The sequence below is a fragment of the Pseudomonas sp. TH31 genome (assembly GCF_016650815.1).
Classification (GTDB): domain Bacteria; phylum Pseudomonadota; class Gammaproteobacteria; order Pseudomonadales; family Pseudomonadaceae; genus Aquipseudomonas.
Genome location: NZ_JAEKEZ010000015.1, coordinates 155,841 through 172,019, shown reverse-complemented (window position 1 = coordinate 172,019; position 16,179 = coordinate 155,841). Strand labels below are relative to the sequence as shown.

At 53.7% G+C, this 16,179-nt stretch carries 11 protein-coding genes and 4 pseudogenes; 4 read left to right on the top strand and 11 right to left on the bottom strand.

What is annotated here, in order from left to right; translation table 11 throughout:
* Positions 1-96: 96 nt before the first annotated feature.
* Positions 97-636: pseudogene (locus tag JFV26_RS13170) on the bottom strand (IS66 family transposase); the annotation flags it as partial.
* Positions 637-705: 69 nt separating this feature from the next.
* Here JFV26_RS13170 and JFV26_RS13165 point away from each other — a divergent pair.
* Positions 706-2,243 (top strand): IS3 family transposase gene (locus JFV26_RS13165; protein WP_201192965.1). Its coding sequence is split into 2 segments (ribosomal slippage): positions 706-1,342 and positions 1,342-2,243, totalling 1,539 coding nucleotides; the frame shifts between segments, so codons are not numbered across the junction.
* A gap of 57 nt (positions 2,244-2,300) precedes the next feature.
* Here the strand turns inward: JFV26_RS13165 and tnpC are convergent.
* Positions 2,301-3,277: pseudogene (tnpC, locus tag JFV26_RS13160) on the bottom strand (IS66 family transposase); the annotation flags it as partial.
* A gap of 18 nt (positions 3,278-3,295) precedes the next feature.
* Positions 3,296-3,655, bottom strand: a complete 360-nt coding sequence (gene tnpB, locus JFV26_RS13155; RefSeq protein ID WP_024264917.1) for an IS66 family insertion sequence element accessory protein TnpB — start codon at positions 3,653-3,655, stop codon at positions 3,296-3,298.
* Between the two features lie 178 nt (positions 3,656-3,833).
* Here tnpB and JFV26_RS13150 point away from each other — a divergent pair.
* A pseudogene (locus tag JFV26_RS13150) lies at positions 3,834-4,042 on the top strand (integrase core domain-containing protein); the annotation flags it as partial.
* 444 nt (positions 4,043-4,486) lie between these two features.
* Here the strand turns inward: JFV26_RS13150 and JFV26_RS13145 are convergent.
* From JFV26_RS13145 to JFV26_RS33485, 5 genes are all read right to left on the bottom strand, one after another.
* Positions 4,487-5,905 carry a tyrosine-type recombinase/integrase gene (locus JFV26_RS13145; RefSeq protein WP_201192963.1) on the bottom strand — a complete coding sequence of 473 codons (1,419 nt, stop codon included), beginning with the start codon at positions 5,903-5,905 and terminating at the stop codon, positions 4,487-4,489.
* A gap of 369 nt (positions 5,906-6,274) precedes the next feature.
* Entirely contained in the window at positions 6,275-6,499 is a 225-nt protein-coding gene (locus JFV26_RS33495) for a hypothetical protein (protein WP_242487812.1), read from the bottom strand.
* Between the two features lie 7 nt (positions 6,500-6,506).
* Positions 6,507-8,573, bottom strand: coding sequence for an integrase (locus JFV26_RS13135; RefSeq protein WP_201192961.1), 2,067 nt, complete (start codon positions 8,571-8,573; stop codon positions 6,507-6,509).
* Positions 8,551-9,903, bottom strand: a complete 1,353-nt coding sequence (locus JFV26_RS33490; protein WP_242487811.1) for a hypothetical protein — start codon at positions 9,901-9,903, stop codon at positions 8,551-8,553. The genes JFV26_RS13135 and JFV26_RS33490 overlap by 23 nt, the downstream gene beginning before the upstream one ends.
* Entirely contained in the window at positions 9,875-10,858 is a 984-nt protein-coding gene (locus tag JFV26_RS33485) for a hypothetical protein (protein WP_242487810.1), read from the bottom strand. The genes JFV26_RS33490 and JFV26_RS33485 overlap by 29 nt, the downstream gene beginning before the upstream one ends.
* A 91-nt stretch (positions 10,859-10,949) precedes the next feature.
* On the opposite strand from JFV26_RS33485, the gene JFV26_RS13125 reads away from it, so the two are divergent.
* Positions 10,950-11,234, top strand: a complete 285-nt coding sequence (locus JFV26_RS13125) for a 50S ribosome-binding protein YggL (RefSeq protein ID WP_201193156.1) — start codon at positions 10,950-10,952, stop codon at positions 11,232-11,234.
* A gap of 166 nt (positions 11,235-11,400) precedes the next feature.
* Here JFV26_RS13125 and JFV26_RS13120 read toward each other — a convergent pair whose 3' ends face one another.
* The gene (locus JFV26_RS13120) at positions 11,401-12,591 is read right to left on the bottom strand and encodes a benzoate/H(+) symporter BenE family transporter (RefSeq protein ID WP_201192959.1); all 1,191 of its coding nucleotides are present in this window, start codon (positions 12,589-12,591) and stop codon (positions 11,401-11,403) included.
* 352 nt (positions 12,592-12,943) lie between these two features.
* On the opposite strand from JFV26_RS13120, the pseudogene JFV26_RS13115 reads away from it, so the two are divergent.
* Positions 12,944-13,707 (top strand): annotated as a pseudogene (locus JFV26_RS13115) (GntR family transcriptional regulator).
* Positions 13,708-13,905: 198 nt separating this feature from the next.
* Here JFV26_RS13115 and guaD read toward each other — a convergent pair.
* Together guaD and xdhC are read right to left on the bottom strand one after the other, a co-directional pair.
* Positions 13,906-15,210 carry a guanine deaminase gene (gene guaD / locus JFV26_RS13110; RefSeq protein ID WP_201192958.1) on the bottom strand — a complete coding sequence of 435 codons (1,305 nt, stop codon included), beginning with the start codon at positions 15,208-15,210 and terminating at the stop codon, positions 13,906-13,908.
* An 8-nt stretch (positions 15,211-15,218) separates the two neighbouring features.
* Positions 15,219-16,064, bottom strand: coding sequence for a xanthine dehydrogenase accessory protein XdhC (gene xdhC / locus JFV26_RS13105; RefSeq protein ID WP_201192956.1), 846 nt, complete (start codon positions 16,062-16,064; stop codon positions 15,219-15,221).
* Between the last annotated feature and the right edge of the window lie 115 nt (positions 16,065-16,179).

Below are 16,179 nucleotides of genomic sequence, written 5' to 3'. Positions count from 1 at the left end.
GGGAGCGTATCACCTGTTCAGGTAGCTTCCTGCTCCACTCATCCAATGCAGGGTATGCGATCCATAAACCCCACATTTTAAAGGTGGGGCGTATAGCTATCTTGGTATTTGCGGCGTGCAGTTCCACGGCAGCAAGGCTTCGAAGTCTTCTACTGCGGCGGCTTGCGGCAACCGTTCAAGTGCATGGCGCAGCCACGCATAGGGCTCTTGGTCGTTGGCTTTAGCCGTCTCGACCAAACTGTAAAGTTGAGCGCTGGCCCTCGCGCCTTTGGGCGTGTCGCTGAACAGCCAGTTCTTGCGCCCGATCACAAAGGGCCTGATCGTACGCTCTGCCGCGTTGTTGTCGATCGGCAAAAAACCGGCTTCGGTGTAGCGCACTAACTTGTCCCAGTTGTTGGCCAGATAACTGATGGCTTTGCCCAGCGCGTTTTGCGCCGTCACCTGAGACTGCGTTTTCTCCAGCCAGGCACGTAACTGCGCCAGGACAGGCAGGCTGTTTTGCTGTCGACCTTCATGGCGATGTTCATCGCCGACTTCTTTTAAATCTCGCTCGATACCGTACAGCTTGTTGATCAGATTCAGGGCTATATCGGCACGCCCGGTTTTGCCCTTGGGTTGCACTTTTTGCGCCTCGACTGTTGGCGCTGATTGAAAACTGACCCACCGGGGATGCGGCGGAAATCTTGGACTACCTGGAGGTAGTTCATGTACTCATACGAAGACCGTATCCGAGCGGTCAAGCTCTACATCAAACTGGGCAAGCGAACCGGGGCAACTATTCGTCAGTTGGGCTACCCGACGAAGAACTCTTTGAAGAGCTGGCACGCAGAGTATGAGCGATGCCTCGACCTGCCGCGTGGCTACGAGAACTCGAAGTCGAAGTACTCACTGGCCCAAAGGGAAAAGGCTGTCGGGCACTATCTCGAATACGGTCGCAACATCGCCGCTACCATCAAGGCGTTGGGCTACCCCGCGCGGGATTCGTTGCGTGCCTGGATTTACGAAATGCACCCCGAGTTGCATACGCGTATTGTCGGTCGATCAGACGGGTTAGCCCGGCCGCCAGCGGTGAAGCAGGCAGCGGTCATCGCGCTGTGCACGCGAAAAGAAAGTGCGAAAGCCCTGGCTCAAAAACTGGGCGTGTGCAGGCCGACCTTGTACAACTGGAAAAACCAGCTACTCGGCCCAGAGGTATCCCCATCCATGAAGTGTCGGCTTGAACCCTCATCGTCACCGGAACGAGAGGAGTTGCAGCGGCAACTCGAATCTCTCCAGCTCGATGTTCGCCGTTTGCAGCTTGAACATGACCTGTTGATGAGGGCGAATGAACTCATAAAAAAGAGACGGGCATCAACCGGCAAGTCCTGACCAATCGGGAGAAGACATTGCTGGCTGATGCCCTAAGGCAGAGGTACTCCTTGCTAGAGCTGCTTGACGCGTTGGGCTTGGCCCGAAGCTCCTATTTCTATCATCGAGCCCGAATGCAGGTCGCGGAAAAGTACACCGAAGCGCGTCGTGCCATGGCGGACATATTCGAGCGCAATCATCGTTGCTATGGCTACCGTCGGATGCGAGCTTCGTTGAGCAGGCAGCGTGTGCGCCTTTCAGAGAAGGTGGTGCAGCGCTTGATGAAGCAGGAGTGCCTAGTCGTCGCCAAGCCGAAACGGCGTCGATACGGTTCCTACCTCGGGGAGATCAGTCCGGCGCCGGAAAACCTCCTCAACCGCGACTTCACGGCCCTAGCTCCGAATGAGAAATGGCTGACCGACATCTCGGAGTTCCAGATCCCGGCCGGCAAGGTGTACCTGTCCCCCATGATCGACTGCTTCGATGGGAAGGTAATCAGTTGGTCGATCGGCACGCGTCCCGACGCCGAGCTTGTGAACACGATGCTGGATGCCGCTGTCGAAACGGTGGCCAGCAACGATAAACGGCCTGTTGTTCACTCCGATCGTGGCGCTCACTACCGCTGGCCCGGCTGGCTATCGCGCATCGCTGATGCGAAGCTGATTCGTTCGATGTCGCGCAAAGGCTGCTCACCTGACAACGCGGCTTGTGAAGGTTTCTTCGGCCGACTGAAAACGGAGCTGTTCTATCCTCGCAACTGGCAGTCAACGAGCATCGAGCAGTTCATTCAGGCCTTGGATTCATACATTCGCTGGTACAACGAAAAACGAATCAAGATTTCCCTCGGCGCGCTCAGTCCCATTGAGTATCGTGAAAGCCTGGGCTTCGCGGCATAACCAGTCCAAGTTTTTGTCCGCATCCCCACTGGGTCAGTTTTCGGTCAGCGGCAACACCTCGACAAACTTGCGTCGCGCATGTGCCCAGCAGCCTAAACGTTCGACTCCAGCCTGCGCGCCCAAGGCGTTATAAGCGGCGTAATCGTCGGTCATCAGATAGCCGCGATAACCTTCGAGCAGGCGCGACGGCACCTCTTGCGCTCGGCTGGTCGAGTAATCAAAAAGGATCACTGGCTGATTCGGCGGTCCGCCGGTTTGTACCCACATCCAGGATTGGCTAGTCGGCTCTCGATCAGGCTCTTTCATCACCTGGACACGCGTTTCGTCGCAGTGGATTACGCGACTTTCCAGCAGCCGGTCACGCATCAAGTTGAGCAGCGGTTGCAGGTGTTCGCCGCACTGGATGACCCAGCGTGCCAAGGTTCGTCGTGGAATATCGACGCCGTGGCGACCGAGTACTTTTTCGAAGCGATGCAGCGGCAGACCGTCGACGTATTTGGTGGTCAGCAACATCGCCAACACGCTGGGACTGGCCATGCTCTTTTCAATCAATTGCGCTGACTTGTCAGCGGTGACCGGCGCGGTTTCACAGCCACGGCAAGCGTAGACCTTGCGGATGTGTTTGATCACGCGGATCTGCATCGGCACGATTTCCAGCTGCTCGCTGGTTTCTTCGCCGATGGCGTGCTTGCGGCAGCCGCAAGCACAAGTCAGCTCGTGCTCGGGCAGTTCGTGGATGACTTCGATACGGGGCGAGTCGGCGGGCAGAGGTTTGCGTTTGCCACGGCGTTTGGTCGGAGCGACGACTTCTTCCTCCCCTCTTCGGCGGCAGGTTCAGCGACACTTTCGGCTTCATTAAAAAGAGCCAATTGCGGGGTCGCTGGATCGACTGTTTGTTCGGATTTACGCCCGAAGAGACGCTGACGGAGCAGCGCATTTTCTTCTTCGAGATGAACAACCTTGGACTGCATCTGAGCAAGTAATTGCTTGAGCGCAGTCAGGTCATCGGGAAGGTCGTCGGGCATGGAAATCATGCCGTGGATTATACCGAATCAGGCGACAAATCGAGGTGTCAAAACCTGATGTGGACGGTTGCGCCACAGATCAAAACCATCGAGCAGCCAGTTCAGCTCCTGGACCGTCAGCACGATGGCTTCGTCGGTGTGATCGGGCGATGTTTTGAAGCGTTCGGATTCAAGGCGTTTGAGCCAAAGGCAAAAGCCGTTGCGTTCCCAATACAAAATCTTCACCCGATTGCGGGGTTTGTTGAGAAAGACGAAAAGCACCGGATCGAACACCGCCACTTTGATATCCAACTCCACCAGTGCGGCTAGGCCGTCGATGGATTTTCGAAAGTCTACGGGTTTAGGGTAGAGGTACACTTTTTCAACTTTGGCATCGGGACGCATCATGGCCGCTGGCTTCTGAAAGAGATCGGGAGCACAGCATCAGGCATCAAATCGCGGCTTTGAATGTGGGGTTCGTGGAGCGGTTACCTTTAAAATGTGGGGTTTATGGATCGCATACGTTGCAACAGCGTCACAAAGCGGATTCAATCGGCCGTCGCAACACCTTTGATCGAGGTGTTTATGGGGCAACGCGCCGATGGAGCGTGTGTTCCGGAGTTTGAAAACTGAATGGATACCGACCGTGGGCTACATGACGGTCCAAGAAGCCCATCAGGACATCAGTCACTATCTGATGCATCGGTACAACTGGATTCGGCCGCACCAATTTAACGGTGGACTGCCATCAGCTCAGGCTGAGAAAAACTTAACGTCGTGTCCGGGATTAGTTGATTACTACATTTGTGCTTATTTATCTGTCCAGATAATGAAGATTTTTTACATAAGGAATTGTCATAAATGGGTGATACTCCTATCTAATGTCAGTAAGCCCTTGCCCATCACGCCCGCCTGATTAAACGGGTGCCCACCTATGCGGCAACAGCTCTGTAATCTCAACCAGTTTTCCGCTTGGTACCTTGTAGATTACAGCAGCGTCTGATTTTATCGAATCCACAGTTGAGCAGGAGTACATAAAATTCTTGAGTAGGGTTTATCTGCTTCTGAGGTCAATATTAAACTTCGGGCATTTGAGGCTAATGCTATATTCCTACAGTTCAACTAGTGGCACTCATCGCATTCGTAAAGGTCTTCCATTTTCGAAAGGTCATCTGAAACCCTATTGCTGGTTGTTTTAAACTGAGCATTCTAGTCGGGGGTATATCGTGTAGTGAGGCATTACGCTGCCAAGAGGTCACGATCCATAGCAGCTGTCAGGGCCTCTTCGCGTTCAATGTATTGCTCCTTGCTGATCTTTCCATTTTTTAAGTCTTGAAGCAGGCGCTTTCTCCGTCGCTCGTATCGTTCATAACAATTGGCGACTTCGACATTATGGATGACCTGTTCAAATTTGGATTTTATTCGGAAAGCGGCGTCTACGTAATCGAGTAGGCTTTCCAGAGTTGCGTGTCCGCTCCTGGACATAGCATGCTCGGCCAACATTTTGTTGGTCATCAGCGTTTGTCTGAAAGAGTCGGGGCTGAGAGCTTTTGTCTCAGCAATGAGGTCGGCGACGATATTGGTGCAATACGCATGCCTGAATAGATGTGCGCAGGCTTGTTCTTCGATGCCTGCCGCATTTCGGATCAATGAAAATTCGGTTGTGAAGGTGTCTGCCTTGAGCGCGCGTCCGCCCCGCTCGGTGACAAAGAGAAAACCATGGTCAGGAACGCCCTTGAATCTCCTCATGATGTCACGTCTATCAACCCGGATGTAAGTTAAAAGATCATCAACCAATGGGGGGCTGAGCCTCAGCTCGCGCGTCAGACCTGTTCCCCCTCGCTTTAGGGTAGTGACCAAAATTGTTGGTTTTTTCATTGTACTGGCAGCCAACACTTGGGCAACCTTTATAGACTGAATCTCTCCTCGTCGGGCGCCCAGCTCCTCAAACAAGGAAATCATTAATTGTCGGCGATTGCACAAAAATTCTGATGTCGAAATCTCATTAACCCCTTCGCGCAACTTCGCGATAGTCGCTTCCGCAATAGGCCTGCGAGTTTTTTTGGCACTGGCCGTTCTGAACGACCTGTGGTGAATGCTGGAACGCGTGAATGCTTTTCCATTTCGGTAGCCAATCGAACTGACCATTTCAATTGAGATGGTTCCGCAAATGCCCACAAAATTTTTGATCTGATTCATTTCGCCAATATATGTCAGAAAATTCAAGCACCGTCTTCCTATGCTGGTGAGTGTCCGCTCATTTCTTTTAAGTTGCTGGGGGTTGTTTGGCTTGGATTCGGCGCGTAAACCATCCATGAACTCACAGAAGTCATCGTCTGACAGGGATATGAAGTTAAGTTTATTGTAATAACAGAATCTGATCAGATGACTGATCTTGCCGGCATAATCTCCAAATGTGCCGCCTTTACTGCCAAATCTCGATGGGCCATTCCCGCCACGACCGGGCTGCATGCGCACTTTGATAATGTAGGCGTTTGCCTGCAGGCAAGGAGAGCCATCAGGCCAAGTCATAAACGGAAGGTTGCTTCCATCAAGCGTCTTGAGGTTATCCTGAGTTAAATAATCATATAGCTTTAGGCTCGGAATAGGCGTAAAAAGTTGGGATGATTCAGGATAGTTAACGATTCGCTTTTTCATGGGGTACCAATTTTAAATGGTTGTTCATGGACAAAATGGCGACGTCATCAAATGGGGCGGGATTCAATCCTAATATTTTAATAATTCGTTTTATTGCATCATTGATTCTTTTTTGCCGCAGTCCTGTGTTTGGGGTATCGCCGATCGTTATCAGATCTCTCCGATTAACCTCCAAGGCCTGTACAAGAACCATGTTTACAGCATGAAGTGTGGTAATAGTGGTCGTGAGCTCTTCGATTTTGTCCGTCAGGTCAGATTTTGTTCTTTTTTTAGGGGCGCTGAGTTCTTCACTAAAGCTTTTTATTGCCTTCTGTGCGTACGCCCGAAGCTTGTCTAGGTGCTGGAAGTCTCTATCTAGTCCACTCTCGGCTAACCTTTTTTGAGGGTATTGAGACTCATCGGACGGATGGTGAGCTGCTCATCGCTTATTGCGAACTCTATATCCAAAGAACAAAGGCTGCTCTGGCTCTTCAACGCTGTCACAATATGCTCAGCATCGACATAACTATCTGGAGAGCTCGCTGCGTCAATAAGTAATCTAAAAATATTATTAATAGATTGATCAATTATCTCGCGCTTGGACGTTGTGTTCATTTTTTTCTCAACTGATAATGAACAGAATTTTCATGGTGTTGCCATCCTCACCCTTGAAAAAATGCGGCTCAATCCGTGCTTTGCCTTCTTCCAGCATTCCCGCAAGAAAGCTCTCAATGCGGTTTTCATCGACTAGGGAAAACCTGTAAGTGCCGAACTCCGCAAATAGCAACTCCTGCAGGTTTTGGTAGTTTTCAAGACGCTCGCTTTTCGCAAGATCGGTAAAATAGCGACTGCTCGCCATACGGATGTCTTTTGGTTCTAGGCATTCTGAAAGGTACCGCCACACGTGCTCCACGTCACGTTGGCCGAGCATCCAGCGTAAAGTGTCCAGTTCGCCGAAGTTATTCGTATAGAAAAACATGATGGCAAAGAAACGCCGCAGTTGGTGCTGACGGACGTAGTAACGCTCTCCTGCTGCAGTGATATCACTCTCGAAGTAGTCGCAGGCAAAGTCCAAGTTGCGGTTGTAGAGATAGAGCGAGCAGTCGAGCAGCCCATTGTGGCCGAGGGATGATGGAGTCGAGAACAAATCAGTCAGCTTGTCGATAACACCCAGACGCTTGAGCAGCTTCTGAAAACGAAGCAGTTCCTCGATCATTTCCACGGCAATTGCATCGATTGGCCGTGATTCGCGCTGCCTTAATCCCAGAGCTCTGCGAGTGGATTTAGCTAGGCTGAAAACAAGCCATGATTTGGTTTTGTCCAGGCACTTTTCGGATTTCAAAGTGAGAAGTTCATCCTGGCGGCGCGCCATAATCACTCCAACGACTAGCTGAACACAACCCTGGTAAACGTATACAAGTTCAAGCAGCCCATGGTTGGCTCGCAAGTGTCGGAAGTACACTTCTCGGGTGCCTTTTCGAGGCGTTCTGGTTTTGGTTCTTCGATGGCTCGAAAGACCTAATTTCTTGACGCCGAGGCTTGTAAGCTCTGGACCGATAATTCTCAAAAACTCCGAATCGGAAAGCTGGGACATCCGAAGATTTTGCGCGTGGCAGTAAGCTGCCACCCTGACGAAGCCGTTCAGAATCTTCCTGCCTTGCTCGACATGAAAATCCAGGCTGCTTTTGAATAGCTTTAGAAGGTTACCCGAAGGTACGCTCCTGAATCTGGAGGATTCAGTGACTTTCGGAACGTAATCCGCGATGGTGTCAGTATCTGCGGGTGCGGGAAGCCCTAACGTCGCAAGTGCGGCGCTGGCAACGAGCACGTAGCGATAACTGAAGTAAAACGTATCTTGGAGAGTTTCCGACTCTCCAGTGGTAATCTTGACTCGTGGTAATTCACGCGTGTAGTACCCCTCAGTAGGGTAAAAACTCAGCACTTCCAGAGCCGATTTCGGGGTCTGCCACCCGCGTAATGCATCTGTATAAATACGTTCCGACATTTTTTTGGTGCTGATTCTATACCCACGATTGGCGTACCCGTAATACATGCCTGCCTTCATTAGCGCAGCACGAGCTCTTGGAATGTCGGCAATCGTAATCTGTAGTTTGAGGTCCTCAAATTGATCGTCGCTGACGACTTCCATGGACGGATGCTTGGCAAAAATCTCTTGGACCTCGCTATCGCTAAGACTGTTTAGCAGGTTATTGCAGTAAGCCGATGCGCGCTCATGCCATGCATAAATGGAGTCTTGAGCCGAAGGAGAAGAGGCAAGTTGGTTGAGCATGCCTTTGAGGTCATCCGCATCCATGGCCGCGAGACCGAACTCTACGAGATTGAGCTTGGAAGCATTGATCAGCAGGTAGTCGATCACCCGCAGAGTACCTGTCAGACGCATATTCTGAGAAACAGGAGCAAGGGTGACGAATTCTTCGTTAACCCCATTAGTGCCAATGATGAGTAGATGCTTCAATGACCTGAGCAGTGTCTCATTTACACTGTCGGTCAATATACTTCCGTTCCAAAGATGTACACCCCAATTGAGTTCGTTTGATTTTTTTTGGTGGGTCTGAGTTTTCCACCGGTTTTGATTGAAATCGCTGTGCAGCCAAGATGCTGAAGTGAATGCGGACTTGTCTGATAGCCCGAAGGTGTCAAGAAATTCATACCCAGTGAGCAGGGACATAGATCAAGTCCTCCATCTTTGTTGCGTCCACCAACTTCATTGCTGCATCCAAATGTTTTTTTAGTATCCGGTTATAGCCATTGTTGATTTCTGATTTTATTTTGTCTGCAAATGTCGACCAGTACTCGGCTTTTCCGCAAACGCGGTCTCGATCAGATGAAGCCTTTACCGCGGCTTCAAGTGAGAGCAGGGAGGCAAGGAAGGGAACGCCGATAGACAATACGGCTTCACTGCCAGCTACGGTTTTGCGCTCATCGGAGCGCTCAGGGTCCGCCGCCTCGGCGGGGATTTCCTTGATGCGGTGGTTCTCCAAGAACATATTCAATTCTTCCATGTCGTTGAATCGGGTCACTCTCAGAAGATACGGGCTGTCCTTCATGACTTCACAGACCATTGCCTTTTGGAAGATGCGAATCCAGCGCGCTTTGATGAAGGCCATGATCGAGTCTGGGAGGTAGTGACTCAGTAAATCAGGGTAGTAATGCTCATGACCTAGGGCCTTGGACATAGCCTCTGAGCTTTTGCTCTGGATGAATATCTCTACGGCCCTTGATGCGCGAATTCTGGTCAGGCGGATGCGTTTAATGAACTCAACCAGTTCTCCTTCCGCCAGATCGCTATGGGAGGAGAACTGAGTGATCAGTTCGCCACGCAGACCTGAATTATTTTTGAACAAACCTTCATTCCAGACGGTTACTCTTGCTTGCAGGAAAGGAGCGATTCCTCTGCCCGATGTCAAGAAGAGGTAGCGGTAACTGTCACTGCCTTGGGTGCGTAGTTTGTTTCTACCGAAACGAGTGATTTCGATGATGTCCTGGACGATGTTGAACGAGGTATCGTTCAGCTCAATGATCTGCTGCCTGACGTCGGATTGTTTCCGGTCTTTGAAACCAATAAGTAGCCGCTTATCTTCATCGAATCCTGACATCTGTCCGTTTATGTCGTAAAGCTCAAATCCCTTCAGAAATTCAGTGGTGATTTCAGGATGCTCTACTACAAGCGCGCACTGGTGCGGAAACAGGCTACCGGTAACGGGGTAGCCATACACGTTCGCTAACTTGGGGGATTTGCAAGGTTCCCCAGTGACGTGCCTGTAGATCTTGCATAGAAAACTGACAGGTACTTTAGAATCAACGGACTCCAATGTTGCGCAGACGTCGGCTAAGCTGTATCGCTTAGCAACGTTATACCCTTGATATTCAATGATCGGAGTGCCTAGAGCGGCCAGCGCCATACGATGATCGTGACGTTTTTTCAGATCTGCTGTTTGATGTGTCGACCATTTCCGAACAGTGGAAAGGTCATTCTTGATGTGAAAAAAGTAGATCAATTGCCTCCGAGTCGGTGACATGCAAAGGAATGGATGTCAGCAGTTTTTCCTGAACAAGAATGCCATCCTCGCGCTTATGGACCTTGGTTTCCGACCCGTGTTTGGTAGAGGGAAGCGGTCTTCTGATCGAGGAACCTAATTTTGCCCAGATTTCCCCTATGCACAGGCAGCCCTCAACTGCATTCAAGAATTTGTTCCAGTTCTTGATTTGAGATTTAGCGTCTTTCTCCATCTCTTTCGAACGGGTGAAATAAGAAAGGGTGAATGCGTGCATGAAATGTTTTACACCGGCTTCTGTGGAGAATGTGCTCTTTGGCCAAGCAGTGTCGTTTGCACTCAGGTAGTCGAACATATAGTTCCATTCAGCGCGAAAAGCCCTGGCTCTGTTGCGATAATGCATCTCTAAGGCACGATAGATTTTTTCAACAAAATCTTGCCCGTAAGGCTTGACGAGTTGTGCCAGTCGAAGGTGAATGCCGGGATGCCTCTGCCACTGAATCGTCCACCCCTTCCAATACCATCGGTGAAAGTCGCTAGCTGCCGCCATCCTGGTGCATTCGGTCGCACTTGGAGCGAACATTAAGGATTCCCACGCAACGGAGTGGGCGCCGGGCAGGTGGGTCTGAGCCATAGTAAGTGCCTGGAAAAGGTGTCTGCAGTACACCTTAGAAAGGTCGCCTTTCAGCTCCACAAATTCCTTCCCAGCCATCGCAGCTGTAAAGCCGCGGAGGATTTTCTCGATGGCAGGACTCTTGAGCGTGGCCATGCTGATCCTCTGGCCGGTGATATCGCAATAGGCTTCAAGTATCTGCAGTGGGGGGCGGATGGCATAGTTCGCCACGCCGCTGGCGAGCTGATGTTCCGCGGCGCCTTTAATGACCAGATCCGCCACGTTTTCGTCGATCGCAGTGAGCGGATGGTGACGTATAGAGTAAGTGTTTTTGATAATTGTCATTTCTTATTATTCTTGCCATTGGATTTAGATGGCTGAAATAGAGCTATGCAAGCGATAGTGACAGCTATCGCTAAATAGTCAAACGAAGGAGCTGGGTTTCGAGCTGAACCTGGATTTCAAAGAAGATTTGGCTGATGAAGCCATTGATGCTTTCCTCGATGCGTTCCTGAAAGAAGCCATGGAAGCCAACGGTCTGGGTTATGTTGGCGGCGACGACTTCGGTCTGGTTTGCCTGATCAAGCGTGGCTCGGTGTCCGAAGAGCAGCGCGCCGCTGTTGAAGCCTGGCTTAAAGGCCGTAGCGAACTGACTGAAGCAACCGTCAGCCCGCTGCTGGACGTCTGGTACCCGGAAAAGCCGATCAATCCGGTAGCTTGATGTCATAGAAAACGGCGACCTTTGGGTCGCCGTTTTTTTTTAAGATCAAAAGATCGCAGCCTCGTTGCACTCGACAGCTCCTACACAGCTCCTACAGGGCAACGTATTCCAATGTAGGAGCTGTGTAGGAGCTGTCGAGTGCAACGAGGCTGCGATCTTTTGCTTTTTAGGCTTTACGCCAATTCAAAATCAGCAACGTCAGAACCCCCGCCACAATCCCCCAGAACGCCGACCCGATGGAAAACAGCGTCAGCCCCGATGCCGTGACCATAAAGGTCACCAGCGCCGCTTCGCGTTCCTTCACTTCGCTCATGGCAATGCTCAAGCCATTGATGATCGAGCCAAACAGCGCCAGCGCGGCAATCGACAGCACCAACTCTTTCGGCAGCGCGGCAAACAACGCCGCCAGCGTTGCGCCGAACACTCCGGCAATCCCGTAGAAAATCCCGCACCAGACTGCGGCGGTGTAACGCTTGTTGCGATCTTCATGGGCGTGCGGCCCGGTGCAAATCGCCGCGCTGATCGCCGCCAGGTTGATGCCGTGGGAACCGAACGGTGCCAACAGCAACGAGGCGATGCCGGTGGTGGTGATCAACGGCGAGGCCGGCACGTTGTAACCGTCGGCGCGCAACACGGCGATGCCTGGCATGTTCTGCGAGGTCATCGCCACCACGAACAGCGGGATGCCGATGCTGATGGTCGCCGCCAGAGAGAAGTGTGGTGTGGTCCAGACCGGTGTCGCCAATTCCAGGTGGAAACCGCTGAAATCCAGCAGCCCCATGAACCCCGACAGCGCCGTGCCGATCAGCAGCGCGGCGAGCACCGCGTAACGCGGCGACAGGCGCTTGACCACCAGGTAGGTGAAAAACATCCCCAGCACCAGCGCGGTGCGATGTTGGGCAGCGACGAAAATCTCGCTGCCGATCTTGAACAGAATCCCCGCCAGCAGCGCCGCGGCCAGCGAGGCCGGGATCTTCTTCATCAGCCGTTCGAAGCTGCCGGTCAAGCCGCAAATCGTCACCAGCACCGCGCAGGTGACGTAGGCGCCAATGGCTTCACCGTAAGTCACACCGCCGAGGCTGGTGATCAGCAACGCCGCGCCCGGGGTCGACCAGGCGATGGTGATGGGCGTGCGATAACGCAGGGACAGGCCAATCGAACACACCGCCATGCCAATCGAGATCGCCCAGATCCACGAGGAAATCTGCCCACTGCTCAGGCCTGCCGCTTGCCCGGCCTGGAACATCAGGACCAGGGAACTGGTGTAGCCGGTCATCATCGCGATGAACCCGGCGACGATGGCCGAGGGTGACGTGTCGGCCCAGGGGCGCAACTGAGTGTGCGTGGCGTCGTTCATGACAGCGGTGTTCCTTATACGTATGAAGATGTCCGCAGCGCTGCCGCCCAATGTAGGAGCTGCCGAAGGCTGCGATCTTTGATCCTGATTTTTTAAGATCAAAAGATCGCAGCCTTCGGCAGCTCCTACACAAACAAGGGATCGCATGCGAGCGGCGGATTCCGCGTTCAAGCCTAAACTCAAATGTAACGCACCGTTGCAATACAGCCGAGGCCACAAACAGCCATACAGTCGTGTTGCCACCATCCATTGTGTACAATCGCGGTGTTTTTTACGCGATACTTGCCAGCGACCTACTGTGCCGTATTACAGTCACGGTCTATTCGCCGCAGTTCTCCCGACTCGAGTGCCCATGAACGAACAGTTGCAGCCCCTCAAGAAACAACCGCGAGCAGGCAAAGCCGGCCGCAGCGGTACCCAGGACGATATTGTCTACGCGCATATCTTCGAGGCCATCCTCGAACAGCGCCTGGCGCCCGGCACCAAGTTGAGCGAAGAAGCGCTGGGGAAATTTTCGGGGTCAGCCGCACCATCATTCGCCGCGCGCTCTCGCGCCTGGCCCATGAAGGCGTGGTCTTGCTGCGACCAAACCGTGGCGCGGTCGTTGCCAGCCCAAGCGTCGAAGAGGCCCGTCAGGTGTTCCTCGCACGCCGCCTGGTGGAACGGGCGATCACTGAACTGGCGGTGCAGCACGCGACCGTCGAGCAGATTGCCGAGTTGCGGCAGATGGTCAACGACGAGCGCGACAGCTTCTCCCGTGGCGATCGCGGTGCCGGTATCCGTCTGTCGGGCGAATTCCACCTGAAACTGGCCGAAGCAGCGAAGAATGCACCGCTGATCAGCTTCCAGCGCAGCCTGGTGTCCCAGACCTCGTTGATCATTGCCCAGTACGAAAGCGGCAACCGCTCGCACTGTTCTTATGATGAACACACCCAACTGATCGATGCGATTGAAGCGCGCAACGGTGAGCTGGCGGTGGACCTGATGATGCACCATATGGACCACATCGACAGCAAACTCAACCTCGACGAAGAAAGCGCGTCGGATGATTTGCATGCAGTGTTCTCGCATTTGTTGCAGACCAAGAAGCCGGGTCGTTCTAGCGCAAAACTCTGATTGTCGAGTGCAGCTGAAAAGATCGCAGCCTCGTTTCACTCGACAGCTCCTACATTGGAATGCGTAATCCTGTAGGAGCTGGTAGGAGCTGGTAGGAGCTGTCGAGTGAAACGAGGCTGCGATCTTTTGATCTTACCGACAGACAAAAAATCCCCAGGGGCTGTAAAGCTACGGGGGATTTTTTATGCCCGGAAAACCTTAGCGCTGATGCACCAGATTCCCTGCCGCATAAGTCTGCTGAACAGTCCGGTCATCCCCCAGCGTCATCAACACAAACAATGTCTCGGCAATGTTATTGGCCTGCTTCAAGCGATAGCCCAGCAGCGGCGTGGCGTTGTAATCCAGCACCAGGAAGTCCGCGTCAGTGCCCGGGTGCAACGTACCGATCTTGTCCTCCAGGCGCAGCGCCCGCGCGCCGCCGAGGGTCGCCAGGTACAGCGATTTGAAAGGGCTCAGCCGCGCACCTTGCAACTGCATGACCTTGTACGCTTCGTTCAACGTTTGCAGCAGCGAGAAACTGGTGCCGCCGCCGACGTCAGTGCCGAGGCCGACGTTCAGTTTGTGCTTCTCGGCCATCGGCAGGTTGAACAGGCCGCTGCCGAGGAAGAAGTTCGAAGTCGGGCAGAAGGCGATGGCCGAGCCGGTTTGCGCCAGTCGCGCGCACTCGTCGTCACACAGGTGCACGCCGTGGGCGAATACCGAGCGTTCGCCCAGCAGTTGGTAGTGATCGTAGACGTCCAGGTAGCCCTTGCGCTCGGGGAACAGTTCCTTGACCCACTCGACTTCCTTCAGGTTTTCGCTGATGTGAGTCTGCATGTACAAATCAGGGTATTCACCGAGCAACTGGCCGGCGAGGGTCAGTTGTTCCGGGGTGCTGGTCGGGGCGAAGCGCGGGGTGACGGCGTAGTGCAAGCGACCCTTGCCGTGCCAGCGCTCGATCAACGCCTTGCTTTCGACGTAACTGGATTCTGCGGTGTCGGTCAGGTAGTCCGGCGCGTTGCGGTCCATCATCACCTTGCCGGCGATCATCCGCAGGTCCAGTTGCTGCGCCGCTTCGAAGAACGAGTTCACTGATTGCGGGTGCACGCTGCCAAATACCAGCGCGGTGGTGGTGCCGTTGCGCAGCAGTTCCTTGATGAAAATGTCCGCCACTTCATCGGCGTGGGCCTTGTCGGCGAACTGGCTTTCGCACGGGAAGGTGTAGGTGTTGAGCCAGTCCAGCAGTTGCTCGCCGTAAGCGCCGACCATGCCGGTTTGCGGCAAGTGGATGTGGGTGTCGATCAGGCCTGGGGTGATCAGCGCATCCTGGTAATGGATGATCTCGATGTCGGCCGGCAGGGTTGCCAGCAATTCAGTGGCGTGACCGACGGCGCTGATCTTGCCGTTTTCGACCACCAGCAGGCCGTCTTCGAAATACGCGTACGAGGCTTCGATCCCTACTTCGGCGGGGTCGGCGATGCTGTGCAGGATGGCGGCGCGGTAGGCTTTGCGAGTCAAAGGCATGGTGGCTCTCAGTTTATGGCTTGGCTGCGGCGTGAAGCAGGCAGCAGTTTGGCAATCGATGATCCGGCGCTGGCAGTCTGCTGGCCGAAATTCGCGTTATAGGTGGCGATGATTTCGCCGGCGATGGAGATGGCGATTTCCACAGGCAACTTGCCTTTGACTTCGCCGATGCCCATCGGGCAGCGCATGCGTTGCAGCACCGCGCTGTCGAAACCGCGGTCACGCAAGCGGTGTTCGAACTTCACCCGTTTGGTTTTCGAACCGATCAGGCCGAAGTAGGCGAAGTCGTTGCGCTTGAGGATCGCGGCAGTGAGTTCGAGGTCGAGCTGGTGATTATGGGTCATGACGATGCAGTAGCTGCCGGCGGGCAGGTCGTCGATTTCATCCACAGGCTCTTCGGCGACGATTTTGCGCACGCCGTGGGGGATCTGCTCCGGGAATTCCGCGTCCCGCGAGTCGATCCAGCGCACCCGGCAGGGCAGGCTGGCGAGCAGCGGCACCAGCGCCCGGCCGACATGGCCAGCGCCGAACACGGCGATTTGTGCCTGGACCTGGCCCATCGGTTCGAACAGTAATACGGTCACACCGCCGCAGCACTGGCCGAGGCTGGCGCCAAGGCTGAAACGCTCCAGATGCGTGTCTTGCTTACCGCTGGCGAGCATCTCGCGACCGATCTGCATGGCCTTGTATTCCAGATGCCCGCCACCGATGGTGTCGAAGGTCTGGGTGGCGCTGATGACCATCTTCGAGCCGGCGTTACGCGGCGTCGAGCCGAGCTCTTCGATGATGGTCACCAGCACGCAGGGTTCGGCCTGGGATTGCAGGTCGGCGAGGGCATCGATCCAGTTGTACATGTTTCACCTCGACATCTGTGTTGTCTTTCAGTCCGCCATCGCGAGCAGGATCGCTCCCACATTGGATCGCATTCCCCTGTGGGAGCGAGCCTGCTCGCGATTGGCCGCGCCTCGG